General features: G+C 41.4%; 10 protein-coding genes. 7 read left to right on the plus strand and 3 right to left on the minus strand.

Annotation, left to right across the window (positions count from 1 at the left end; genetic code table 11):
- Positions 1-19: 19 nt before the first annotated feature.
- From M2448_RS08195 to M2448_RS08225, 7 genes are all read left to right on the plus strand, one after another.
- Positions 20-1861: a HEAT repeat domain-containing protein gene (locus tag M2448_RS08195; RefSeq protein WP_280645692.1), complete on the plus strand. Its 1842-nt coding sequence runs from the start codon at positions 20-22 to the stop codon at positions 1859-1861.
- Positions 1862-1878: 17 nt separating this feature from the next.
- A complete protein-coding gene (locus M2448_RS08200) occupies positions 1879-2976 on the plus strand; it encodes an AAA family ATPase (RefSeq protein ID WP_280645691.1) in 1098 nt (365 codons plus the stop codon).
- Positions 2977-2980: 4 nt separating this feature from the next.
- A complete protein-coding gene (locus M2448_RS08205) occupies positions 2981-3499 on the plus strand; it encodes a DUF2314 domain-containing protein (RefSeq protein WP_280645690.1) in 519 nt (172 codons plus the stop codon).
- Positions 3500-3507: 8 nt separating this feature from the next.
- Entirely contained in the window at positions 3508-5799 is a 2292-nt protein-coding gene (locus M2448_RS08210) for a DUF5682 family protein (RefSeq protein ID WP_280645689.1), read from the plus strand.
- Positions 5800-6099: 300 nt separating this feature from the next.
- Positions 6100-7071 (plus strand): hypothetical protein, encoded by a 972-nt coding sequence (locus M2448_RS08215; RefSeq protein ID WP_280645688.1) that lies wholly within the window; start codon positions 6100-6102, stop codon positions 7069-7071.
- Between the two features lie 4 nt (positions 7072-7075).
- On the plus strand, positions 7076-8242 hold the full coding sequence (locus M2448_RS08220; protein ID WP_280645687.1) for a VWA domain-containing protein: 1167 nt from the start codon (positions 7076-7078) through the stop codon (positions 8240-8242).
- A 67-nt stretch (positions 8243-8309) separates the two neighbouring features.
- Positions 8310-8681, plus strand: coding sequence for a hypothetical protein (locus M2448_RS08225; protein WP_280645686.1), 372 nt, complete (start codon positions 8310-8312; stop codon positions 8679-8681).
- A gap of 3 nt (positions 8682-8684) precedes the next feature.
- Here the strand turns inward: M2448_RS08225 and hemN are convergent, their stop codons facing one another.
- The 3 genes from hemN to M2448_RS08240 all read right to left on the minus strand — a co-directional run bounded on the left by hemN (position 8685) and on the right by M2448_RS08240 (position 13531).
- On the minus strand, positions 8685-10052 hold the full coding sequence (hemN, locus tag M2448_RS08230) for an oxygen-independent coproporphyrinogen III oxidase (protein WP_280645685.1): 1368 nt from the start codon (positions 10050-10052) through the stop codon (positions 8685-8687).
- 144 nt (positions 10053-10196) lie between these two features.
- Complete coding sequence (locus M2448_RS08235; protein ID WP_280645684.1) at positions 10197-11435, minus strand: MFS transporter; 1239 nt, start codon at positions 11433-11435, stop codon at positions 10197-10199.
- Between the two features lie 2 nt (positions 11436-11437).
- Positions 11438-13531 carry a TonB-dependent receptor gene (locus M2448_RS08240; RefSeq protein WP_280645683.1) on the minus strand — a complete coding sequence of 698 codons (2094 nt, stop codon included), beginning with the start codon at positions 13529-13531 and terminating at the stop codon, positions 11438-11440.
- Between the last annotated feature and the right edge of the window lie 98 nt (positions 13532-13629).

Consider the following 13629-nt stretch of genomic DNA (forward strand, 5'->3'; position numbering starts at 1 on the left):
ATTTTGAAACAATAAAAATATGAGACTACAACCATTATACGACCTCCAACAGGAAATCAACCGCTTATTCATTGCCGGAAGTAAATTTGCAAAAGGAGACCCGCGACTACAGAAACACATACCTGTACTGACTAAATTAGGCGAGAAAGCTCCTGTATTCAAAAAACTGGCAACAGATATCGAAGACCTATTGATTACCGATTCACAACAGTCAGCAGATAAGCTGATGTCGGTATCTACTTTGCTATATTCCGTTCTGTATACACAAGGCGACTCAGTAGAAACCGATGTGCAAGAAAGCGAACATATCCCCAATATCCCTATCGAAGAAGTAAATACGGAATATTCTTACTTGCAGCTGAAGCCTGTAATGCAAGCGCTCACTACCAGCAATTCAGGACGGTTGGAAATACTGAAAGATGCACTCGAACGCAATGTATTCAACGATTCGCGTACCTATCAGTACCTTGATGTTGCCTTAGGCGATAAATATACCGAACTGTGCGACTATGTGGAAAAAACAATCATACCGAAAGTCGGTAAACCCATTATCCCTTTCTTGCTGCAAAACTTCAGATATGAAGACAAGACTGAGCAAACAAGACGCTTGCGCCTTCTGTACCAGTTCGGTTATCCCAAACTACAGGGGATGATAGATAAGATCATGGCAGAATCTCTGCCTGCTCTACAAGCCGAAGCTGTTATTATTATGGCAGATGATCCGAAGAACGAAGAACTGATTATAAAACTGGCCGACGATAAGAACAAACTTGTTCGTGAAGCTGCTTACAAAGCATTAGCAAAATACGGAACACGAACCAGTCTCGAAAAGCTGAAAGACATTTATATCAATAATAAAACCAAAGGCAATCAGGCGCCGATAGTGACAGCACTAGCTTCTTCGAAGCTTCCATTTTTTTTTCAGGAAGTTTTTGATCAGGTTAGCAAGTCGTTCGAAGAGTTCATAGCCCTCAATAAAGATGAAAAAGATAAAGTGCTGGTCGATAAACTGGAGAAATTAAGTGTCGATCTCGAAGTGTTTGAAAACAAAGGTACTCCGGAGGTCTTTGACTTTCTGGCAAAAGTGCTGAAAAGCAAAGAATACAACGATCTGGTATCAGCTAAAAAGAATTTGCTGGAGAATACGGCATTCCGTGTTACACATGCTGCTATTGGTTGTCTCAATACATTCGATAAAGCTAAAGTAATAGCATTTTATGAGCAGCATATCGACTCTATCCCTAATGTTCACTGGCGATGGCCGTTGTGGAATAACTATTTTTATACGGCAGTAGAGTATGGCTATTCCAAAGAGAAAGTATTCGATACATTCGGTACGCAATTACGGAAATCGGTTAGCATAGGTAGCCTCTACGATGTATATACCAATGGCAGCAACTATTACTATTATAACGATAAAGATGTAGAAGTCTTTACTGACAAGATTGATCCGCGTTGGACAGGATTGTTATATCCTCTGTTTGAAAACCGTAAGGCAAAATGGAACTATGAATATGATCAGGCTCTACAACTGATAAATGCAATGGAGCCGCAAAGTAAGAAATTTGATGAACATCTTATTTCTCTGACTAAAACTACCATGCCGGGCGATCAGATCACAATCTTCAAATTGCTCGTTTCGCGAAAGGTGAAAGGCTGTTTTGAAACCATATATTCTACTATCGAGCGATTCCCTAAAAATACATATTACTATGCGCTCAACAGATTGAAGAATATTGGTTTCTGGGCACAATTTCCGAAAGAATATGCAGCTAAATTCCGCCAATTATACGAAAAGAATAAGCTTGAAGTATATAACGATATAGCTGATGAAATAGAAACATCAACCCTAAATTCATAACTCATAACCAACATACAATGGCAGAAAAAAAAGAAGACGTATTGCGGCTACCCGCCGAACTACTATACGCACACGAACTAGAAGCACTGAAAGAAGAAGATAAAAAAGAAGAAAAGCCGGCCGGATGGCAACTATCGCCCAAAGCTGTATTGAAATTCGTTATCGGCGGAAAAGCTAATGGCGTGGACATAAGACCTAAATACATAGGGCACGACCGTCTTGTAGAAATAGCTATTGCAACCCTGCTGACCGACCGTTCTCTTTTGCTGATCGGTGAACCGGGAACAGCAAAATCGTGGCTGTCCGAAAACCTTACGGCTGCTATCTGCGGCGATTCGGCAAAAGTAATACAAGGTACGGCAGGAACAAGCGAAGAGCATATCCGTTATTCGTGGAATTATGCCATGCTGTTAGCTAATGGACCGTCAAACGAAGCTTTAATAAAAAGCCCTATCTACCGCGCAATGGAAACAGGATCGGTAGCTCGCTTCGAGGAAATATCGCGTTGTGCATCCGAAGTACAGGATGCTTTGATCTCCATTATGTCCGAAAAAACGATTGCCATACCCGAACTCGGAAAAGAACTGCCTGCCCAACGCGGATTCTCTATTATAGCAACTGCAAATACACGCGACAGGGGAGTAAATGATATGTCGTCGGCTCTGAAACGCCGTTTCAATATTATTGTACTGCCTGCTCCTGCAAATCTTGAAACCGAAGTTTCCATCGTAACGAAACGTGTTGCCGAAATATCGAGCAACTATCGACTGAAAGCCAACTTGCCGACAAACGAAGCTGTAGAAAAGATTGTTACCATCTTCCGCGAACTTCGTCAGGGCATGACGCTCGACGAAAAGCAAAAACTGAAATCGCCAAGTGGGGTGATTTCTACAGCCGAAGCCATTTCTCTTATCACCAACAGTATGGCACTAGCTGCCAGTTTTGGCAACGGAACCATCACCGACGAAGATATGGCTGCCGGATTGCAAGGTGCTGTTGTAAAAGACGAAGATAAGGACAAACTAGTATGGAAGGAATACCTCGAAAACGTGATGAAAAAACGCGGGGCTTCGTGGCGCGGATTATACAATACGTGCAGTGATATAAACGGATGATAGAATGAGAAAAATATTTGTAATTCTGGCAATAGGTATAGTCTCTATAGCTTGCAATAACTCACAAAAACCTGTGACAAGGCAAGTCGGTGACGAAACTGTATCCCGGATAAGCGAAGAAGATAAAGAAATGAATGAAGCAATGTCAAAAGCTGTTTCTTCATTCGATCAATTTAAGAAAACATTTAAGGACAACAAGGAAAACGGGAATTCTCATTTTTTCTCAATAAAGATTGGATTTCCTTCTGAGGTATCAGGAAAAGAACATATGTGGGTTGGCAATCTGCAATTAAACGATGATACGTTTACCGGAATTCTGGACAATGAACCTTTAGATAAAAATATAGGATATAAATACGGAGATACGGTAATTGTAGATCCACAGCAAGTCAGCGATTGGTTGTATATAGATGCTCAGACTGGTTTAACTCATGGTGGTTATACCTTTAAAGTAATACGTAACAGAATGTCGCCCGAAGAAAGAGCTGCATTCGATGCTGAATCAGGACTTAAGTTTGAATAATAGAGAGAATGACTGATAAACTAAATATATTCGGTGTACGCCATCTTTCGCCGGGAGCATCCTATCATCTGATACAATATCTTGAAGAAAAGAACCCCAAGTGTATCCTGATAGAAGGCCCTTCGGACGCTACAGCTATAATAAGCCATATAGCGCAGAAAGATGTTAAACCACCTATCGCCTTACTGGCATATACAACCGAACTACCCATCGAGACGGTACTCTATCCGTTTGCAGCCTATTCTCCCGAATATCAGGCTATCTGTTGGGGAGTGAAGAAAAAGCTCGATGTGCGCTTTATCGACCTGCCTGCCGATATTATGCTCAAGTTGCGGCAGGAGAGGGGCAAGGAAGCAAACGAAGCCGCCGGAGAATTCTATATGTTCCACAACGGATTGTACGATAGAGTAGCCCGACAGTATAATGAAGATAACTATGAAAGTTACTGGGAGCGCAATTTCGAGCATAATCTGAATGCCGGAACATTCCGCGAGGGACTTGGTTTTCAATCGTCCCAGATAAGGGATATGGTTGTAGACAAGGAATACGAAGCCGTACCTTACGATTTTTCGTACAATCTGATACGTGAAGCGCACATGCGCAGGGAGATACAAAAAGCTATCGCCGAAGGCTTCAAGCCGGAAGAAATTGTTATCATTGTCGGAGCATACCACATGGCGGGTATTAATCTCGAATTGCCGTCTATGTCGGACAGCGAACTGAATAAGATACCGCGTGCTACATCTCAGCTAACACTGATGCCATATTCGTATCTGAGACTAAGCAGCCGTACAGGCTACGGGGCAGGCAACAATGCACCCTACTATTTTGAGCTAATGTGGAAAGCTATACAAAAAGATAAGCTCAGCGATCTGCCTGCCGTATATCTGTCTAAAGTGGCAAAGGTATTGCGCGACAGGGGGAACAATGCTTCTTCGGCAAGTGTGATAGAAGCCGTAAGGCTGGCAAATGCACTCACATCTATGCGCTCGGGCTCTATGCCTGTACTCAAAGACCTGCACGATGCGGTGATAACATGTTTCGGAGGAGGAGAATTGTCTCCTGTAGCCGAAGCTATTAATATGATCGACATCGGTACAGCTATCGGTAGTCTGCCCGAAGGGGTGAGCCAGACACCCGTACAGGAAGATATGAATCAGGAATTGAAACGCCTGAAACTCACAAATTATAAATCAGCAGTAGCACAAGATCTTACACTCGATTTGCGCGAAAACCTGAAAGTAAAGACACAGGAAGCAGCTTTTATCGATCTGAACCGTTCTACATTCCTTCACAGGCTCAAGGTGCTTGGTATACACTTTGCCGAACAGGTTCGTGTATCACAGGATAGTGCTACATGGGCAGAGAAGTGGGTGTTGCATTGGACTCCGGAAGTGGAAATAGAGATTGTGGAAGCCAATCTGAAAGGCGAAACAGTAGAAATAGCCGCCGCTTACGAACTCAAAGAACAGCTCAATGAATGTACCGATGTATCTCTGGCCGCTAAAATCATACGGTTAGCCTGTGAATGTCATCTCACTAGTATATTCGATAACGCACTAAGTACATTGCAACGCCTGTTGGTCGATTCCAATAACTTTAAGGAAACGGCGAATGCAGCACACGAGTTGTCGGTACTTATACAATATGGCGACCTGCGCCAGTTCAATCTGGCACCACTGATTCCTATATTGCAACAGTTGTTTTTGCGCTCGTCGCTACTGCTTATCGAATCTTCTTCGTGCGACGACAAGGCCGCAACAAGTATTGTGCAGGCAATAAATATAATGGAATTGATATCGCAGCAGCAATACGATACGGTCGATGTGGAAACATGGCAAAAAGAGCTACACAAACTGGCTTGGCGCGACGATCTGAACACCAAGCTTTCGGGCGTGGCATTCTCTATCCTATTGGAACATAATCTGGCTACAGAAGACGATTGTGCAAAAGAAGTATCGCGACGCCTGTCGCCGGGTGTGCCTGCCGATTTAGGTGCGGGATGGTTTGAGGGGCTGTCGGGGCGTAACCGTTATGCTTTACTGTCACGCGTACCGCTTTGGCGCGAACTGGATAAGTATGTGGAACAACTTGACGATGACGAGTTTTTCCGTTCAGTGGTATTTCTGCGGCGGGCTTTTGGTGATTTCGAGCCGAATCAGAAGAACAGTATTGCCGAATTGTTAGGTGACATCTGGGGTACAGGAGCAGAAAATACAGCCGAAATATTACAGGCTGAACTTACGGAGACAGAGACGGAAAAGCTGGATGAATTGAATGATTTCGATTTTGAGTTTTAAGGAACATGAAACAGTAAAAAATTATAGCAGGTATATTCTTCGCCTTCGTAGCATTAAACTTACTTTTTCAGGCTTTTGGAAGTACAGTTCCCGAATCGTATGAAAAATTAGCAACGTTTTTGATTGCCTGAGGACTGTCTTTTTGTTTTTTTGCGTAGTGTCTACAAAAAGAAATAACGAATAGAGTTCTACTCATATTTTATTTTTATATCTTTATGATACACATGAGTGATATAGAACAAGTATAAATGTAAATCAGAGTTACAACTTATCCAATCAGTAGATAAAAAGATAATCATCATGAAAAACGAACTGATTTATAATAGCTTTCTGGAAGAAATAACACGCAAGATTTCACAAAAAACAGTTGTAGTAGATCTTCTTGCAGATATACTACATATAGAAAAGGGTGCTGTGCATAAGAGAATGAAAGGAGAGATTCCATTTACTTTTTCGGAGGCAATGACCATTTCCAGATATTTAGGCATTTCTTTGGATAATATGGAAATGATCAGCCAGGAAGAGTCTCATTCATTTAAATTGAAACTAATAGAATATATTAATCCTGCCGAATCGGATTTTTCGTTACTCGAAGAGATGACAGCTATACTGAAAACATTCACAAATGTTCCGAATCCCGAGGCTGGTGAAATTACCAATATATTACCCCAACCACTGTACGTTAATCGTGAACATATATCCAAGTTTTATCTGTTCAAATGGAAGTATAGCTCGCAAAAAAAGCAGGGAGGGATTCGTTATAATGATATAGTTATCTCAAATAAGCTAAAAAAAGCCCGCAAAGAATATGTAAAATGGGCAAGGCTATTACACGCCGATTATATCTTCGATCGTTTACTTTTTCATTATCTGGTTACCGATATCAAGTATTTTTATCAGGTCGGACGGATTACTAAAGAAGACGTCCTGCTTATAAAACAGGATGTTGTAGATATTCTGGATGAAATAGATGAATTAACGAACACCGGAAAATTTAACGAAACCGGAAAAGAGGTGAATATCTATATTTCGAACGTAAATGTAGATACTAATTATATTTACATTTCCACTCCTCATTATCAGTTAACTATAATAAAAGCATTTTTACTCAATGGAGTTGCATCTACCGACAAAACAACAGTTGAAGAGGTAAAACGTTGGATACAAACAAAGAAACAGCAATCTACATTGATTACAAAATGTAATGAAAGAGACAGGGTTAACTTTTTGAAAGAACAATATAATATTGTGGAAAGTTTAGCACAACTTTAATTAAATGGAGCAAATAGAAAAAAAACAAAATATGACCCGTTGGCGCCTCATTCTTGGCGAAGATACACGCGCCTTGAGTAATGTGGGGCTAAGTGAACAGGAATCGATAATGGATGCCGCACTGGCTGCTATATATGACGGAGATTCGTCGCAGGGTGGGGGATCGGGTAAACAAGGAGGCAAAGGCCGTTCGATGCCCAATCTAGCTAAATGGCTTACTGACGTACGAACTTTCTTTCCGCAGGATGTGGTTAGCGTAATTCAATCAGATGCCATAGAACGCAAAGGTTTGACAAAATTACTATTCGAGCCGGAGACACTGAAAAATGTAAAGCCTGACATTTCGATGGTAGGCACACTGATGGCACTGAAAGGGCAGATACCAGAGAAATCTAAAGATACAGCCCGCGAACTGGTAAGAAGCGTGGTGGATGAAATAATGAAGCGGATGGAGCAAGACCTCCGCCGTGCTGTTACAGGCGCATTGAATAAGAAAGCACACTCACCGATAGCGAATTTCGCTTCTACGGACTGGAAGCGGACTATCAATCGTAATCTCAAAAATTACGATACCAAGACAAAGCGTCTAATCCCTGAAAAATTCTATTTCTTTGAACGTACTCAAAAGCAAAAAAACTGGACAGTGATACTCGATATAGACCAAAGCGGTTCTATGGCCGATTCTATCATCTACTCTTCGGTGATGGGTTCTATATTCGCCAGTATGCCTGCCTTAGACACGCATGTGGTTGCCTTCGATACAGAGATAACCGACCTTACCGAACTATGCCGCCAAGACCCTGTAGATATGCTTTTCGGTGTACAATTGGGTGGAGGTACGGATATAAATAAATCTGTAGCTTATTGTCAGGACTTGATAGAGAATCCCCGTAAAACAATGTTTATCCTCATTTCTGACCTCTACGAAGGTGGTGTTCGTAAGGGCTTATTACGCCGTTTGTCCGAAATGCACGAGGAAGGTGTTAAAGTTATTACACTTTTAGCACTTTCCGATAGTGGGAAACCGGATTATGATGTAAATTTGGGGAAGGAAATCAGCAAACTGGGTATTGCCTGCTTTGCCTGTACCCCCGATCGTTTGCCCGATCTGGTTGCAGCAGCACTGAAAGGACAAGACTTACAGCAGTTTGGACAAAAAGACAAAGTGTAAATTAATTATGAATTAAGAATTATATATAAGTAATGATTTTTTTGATTCTTAAATTATAAAATCAACTATGGACTACGAGTATAACAAACAATATACAGAAAAAAGCAATACCGGATTTTGGGTGATAGCTGTACTAACTATCGCTATCTGCGGATATATGGCATACGCACACTTTACCCAATCTATTTATTCCGGCACGGTAGCTGTAGACACTTATGTGCAGGGAATAGGCATAGAGCAGACCGAATACAACCACATGAATTCCAGTGGGCGGGCTGTTGTCAATTTTATATTCGGTACCATATTTTCCGTCCTGCTTATTGGAGGAATAATCTCTATATTGAAGAAAAGCCTCAAAATACTGGCTATCTGTTTTTTTTCGTCACTTATATTCAGCCTCGTTATATTTGTAATAAACGAGGTGATGCAATATAGCTAAAAATCAGATAGATTTTGAATACCGGTTTTCCTTAGTACCCAGTAATTTATCGAATGAGGCCGCCACATTGCGCACAAATGGTGTGGCAGCAGGCAGAATAGTTATATGATCGTTGTCAAATTCGATGATTCCGTCCTCAGCAAACTCGTTCAGCGCAGTTGTGTTATAGTTTAGTGCAGCCATCACCTTGTCCACTGGAATCCGCATATCAGCAGCAATGGCATGCCAGTTGACTGTATAGTTGCACATTAGTGCTGAAATCACAGCACGCGTTACTTGTTCCTCGTCACTTAGCACATAACCTTTTGCAATAGGAAACACGCCTTTGTTCACCTGAGCAATGTATGTATCCAGATCTTTTGTATTCTGGCTGTAAGCTGTCGAGAGCTGACTAATCCCCGTCAGTCCGAAAGCATATACCTGTCCGGTAGTACGGCGGGTGCAATATCCCTGAAAGTTGCGATGTAGCTTTCCTGACAAAAGGGCAGTGTATAATTCATCATCGGGCAGTACGAAATGATCAAGGCCAATAGTCTTATATCCGGCTTCCGTCATCATCCGTTTAGCCGTTCCGTACATTGCACTTTTGTTTTCTAGCGATGGTAAACCTGTTTTTTCCAGATTCTTCTGCAATTCGTTTACCCAAGGCACATGAGCATAAGAAAATGTAACAACTCTGTCGGGTTTCAGAGATATAGCCTTTTCTATGGTATGCGTAAATGTTTCCGGTGTCTGTAATGGCAGACCGTATATAAAGTCCATATTCAACGACAATCCTTTACTACGAATTATCTGCACCACATCATCTATCGGCATACATGCAGCACGTCTGTTTACGGCTTTTAATACATCTTTGTCGAAATCCTGAATACCTATACTTATTCTGTTGAAGCCGGCATCAGTCAGCTCATTCCAATAAGCCTCGTCCATATAACCCGGATGGCATTCTATAGCGATTTCGGGGTCTTCAATACAGTCAAATTCAGATAAGAACATCTGATTCAGTTCTTTCAGTACCGAAACTGGCTGAGAAGTAGGCGTGCCTCCACCATAATGTATCTGCGATATTTTTCGGCGATGATCTAGCAACGGCAGGGTCATTCTAATCTCCTTCTTTAGAGCATCTATATAACTGTTCGTTACAGCTTCTTCCTTATATGTCTGCGAATTACAGCCACAATAGTAACATAGCTGATAACAGAATGGTATATGTATATAAATGGAGATATGACCCGAATTTTTACCATTCGATGCAATTACAGCACTGGCATACGAATCGGCTGTAAACGATTCGTTAAAGAAGTTAGCCGGAGGATAACTCGTATAGCGCGGTACAGGTATGCTGTACTTATTCAGTAATTCTTGTTTCATTTTTCTTCAAGCCCCCTAAATCCCCCAAGGGGGACTTATAAAGAGGATATTTTAATTAATGCTTATAAATATTTCATTTTGATTCTGTCGATTTTAGCTAATACCGTACAATGTATCAATTACGCTTTCTTTCGCGGCTTTGCCTCAAGCCTCACCTTCGGGGAGGTTGGAGGGGCTCCTTAGTTTAAATGCCAACAATATAAATATCAACGATATAGCAGCAATGCAGGCTTCAACGACAAATAGCCCTTTGTATGTGATCATGGCTGCTATCTTACCCGAACTTACTCCCATAATAATACCACTCAAGTGAGTGATAACCGTCTGTATAGTAAAGTCTGTTCCTTCATATCCCTTACGTACACAGTCCATAGCCGTAGTGTAAACTACAATAACCGACATGCCATAACTGCCCCACAATATGCAAATACCGAAATGAAGAGTCGCTATATTGATAGGGAGAACGGTTACCAGCAGACAAAAGTAGATAGCTGTGGCAAGTGTACAAACGGCAAACAGGATGCGGGCAGCATGGCGTCCTATCTTGCGAACGACAAAACCACCGCCGAAAGATGCCAGACAGCCGATCGATGTACCTATAATTCCTGACATGATACCTATTTCTTTCATATTGTATCCGTTATCTACCAACATAGGTTTCAGCATTGCCAATATACCTATCAGTCCGGCATAGTACAGGAAGAGGAATACTATTTGTTTCCAGATTCCTTTTTGTTTAAAAAAGCCGAGTATGTCGTTTGAGGTAGCCTTTTCGGCTTGTTTCTCTTTTATGATACTGCCTTTTTGACCTGTACGGAAGAATATCAGCGGAATAACGGCGATAAGTACAAATATGGCAAGGAATGGTAACAGATTGCCCCACCCGAATTTATGATAAAGTAGTAGTAATAGTCCGCCACCTACCATAGCTCCGGCAAAGCTACCCATCGACTGCATACTGTTTACGAGGCTTTTGTCTTTATTACTGAACGAAATCACAGCCAGTGCATCTGTCGCTATATCCTGTGTGGCCGATGCGATAAAAGATAGTATCACAAGCCCTATGATCAGATAAGGGGTAGTCTGAAAATTAAGGAAAGATACAGCAAATATAATAACGGCATATATCAGTTCGGACGAGAATATCCAGCGTTTGAAGTCAATAAGCTTGTACGTAGAACGGTCTACAACCGGCGACCACAGGAATTTGAGTATCCATGGTAGTTTGAGCAGTTGCAGCATCCCGATAGTCTCAAGGGAGAAATTCTGTTGTCGCATTATTACGGGAATTACCGTTGAGAAAAAGCTCATCGGAATCGACTGTGCAATGTACAGGCAAAAGAATGTAAATAGTTTCCCTCCTTTATGTATGTCTACTTTCATGCTCAAAATTTAAGGTTCACATTGATGCCACATGTAAACGGCTTCCCTTTTTGGACAAACCGCCCTGTAGATGTGGAAAAATAATATGTGATATAATCTTTGTTTCCTATATTCTTCATCCACAGGTCTACCGATACCTGTTTTCTCACAAACGACACCTGTCCATTGAACAGCCCGTAATAGCTCTGCATAATATCGTTCTCGTCATCCCAGTAGAGTTTTCCTACTCCAGTGTACTGGCCATTCAAAACAATATTGTCGAGCCAGTTCTGTCTTACGTCGATTGTATAATTAGCAGCCAATGACAGGGTATTCTGCGGTATCATAGGCAGATAGTTTTTGTCGTAAACGATATCTCCTTTCTTATAATCCTTGTATTTGGCATGGGTATAACCGTATGATAACTGAAAATTAAAATTCCGCAATGGATTCACCTGTGCCGAAAACTCTAATCCCTTGCTGACCGTCTTTCCTGCATTACGTAGGATAAAACCGCTACTCAGTGTTTTAGGTTGTGTTATCTGCTGGTCTTTCCAGTCGATATAGAAAAGGGTAAGATCGAGAAACAACAGATTATTGAAAAAACCAGATCGGGCACCTACCTCATAGCTCCAGCTGTGTTCTGGATCGAAAGTACGGTCTTCTTTCACCTCTTTATCGGCAGTATTGTTGAATCCACCTGTTTTATATCCCCTGCTCACCGAGAAGTAAGCCAGACCATCATTGCTGAATTTGTATTGTATAGAGCCTTTCGGTGTTACCTGCGAAAAAGACAATTTATCTTTCATCGGATCATCTACTGTGGTAGGAGTGATACGCTCGAATGTAGACTTAGTTTTTTCCCAATCGTAACGTACACCTAACAGAAGGGACAAATTAGGAATGAAAATATCATTGATCACAGACTGATGATAAGCCGCAAAGCCTCCCGACGGATTATGCACATCCTGTAAAGTATGCTTATGTTCTCCGGTAGTACGGTTGTCTACGTCATTGGTCTGAAAGTAGTTCTGATAAAATCCGAAAAGCCCGAACTGCCATTGATAGCGGCTATCTTCTTTTATCGAACGAATATTGAATTCTTGCGAATACATCTGTTGACGATGATAGAAGTCTACATACAGGTTATCTTTTGGCGAAAAATCCTGATCAAGCCCTTGTTTGCCATCAAAGAATTGAAACGAAGTCTGCGAGCCAAGTTTATAACTATCAGTCACATATTCTATATTAAGCCCATTAGTAGACATGTTGCGGCGGTAAAAGCTCGGAATATTGTAATTCACATCTTCTATTGCTCCGGTCTCTTTATCATATATACGATATGGATAGCCATCCTGATCGGAATATTCGTACGCCATCACAAGATGTGCCGTCAAACGTGGCTGTATACGCCAGCTGAGCCTTGCACGCGCCGATATGGCATCTATCGGATCAGCTTTTTTCTCTGTATATTTATTCTCAAAATAGCCGCCAGAGTGCATATAATTCCCCGATACAGCATAGCCGAATTTATTGTTCACATTGCCGTAATGTGATACACCCGTACTGTAATTATTATGGTTACCGGCAGACAGATTCAAGTGAGTCCCTGTATATTTAAAAGGCGAGCGGGTAAAAACGTTTATTATACCACCCATCGTATTTCGTCCGTAGATAGTGCCTTGTGGTCCTCTCAGGACTTCAATGCGTTCTATATCATTAATATTAAAATCAAATGTAGAGCGATCGAAATAGGGTACACCATCGACATACAATCCGACTGATGGTGCGTTCTTTGATGCACCTATCCCTCTGATGAATACCGGAGAAGTCATTTTAGAGCCATAATCGGGCATATAAAGATTAGGCACAAGTGCCGTAACCTCTTTTATGTTCAATATGTTGTATTCTTTCAGCTCCTTAGCAGAGAGTAGGGTAGCGGCTATCGGCTCTACAAGTAGTTTGTCATTTTGCTTAAACGATTCTATCACCACTTCATTTGCCGTATATCTCAGAATCACAGAGTCACTATCAATAGTAGGTACATCATCGGCTGATACACTGACTGATATGGTTGATAGAAATAAGATTAGCAAATGAGTTAGCCTATAATTCATTCTCTTTCAGGAAATATGATAGTTTTCGGTCAATTTAGTTGATATGCAAAAGTAAAGAAAGACAGATAAAGAGTCAATCACTAGATGTAGTGATTATT

This window comes from Dysgonomonas sp. PF1-14 (assembly GCF_029892965.1).
In the GTDB taxonomy this organism is placed as follows: domain Bacteria; phylum Bacteroidota; class Bacteroidia; order Bacteroidales; family Dysgonomonadaceae; genus Dysgonomonas.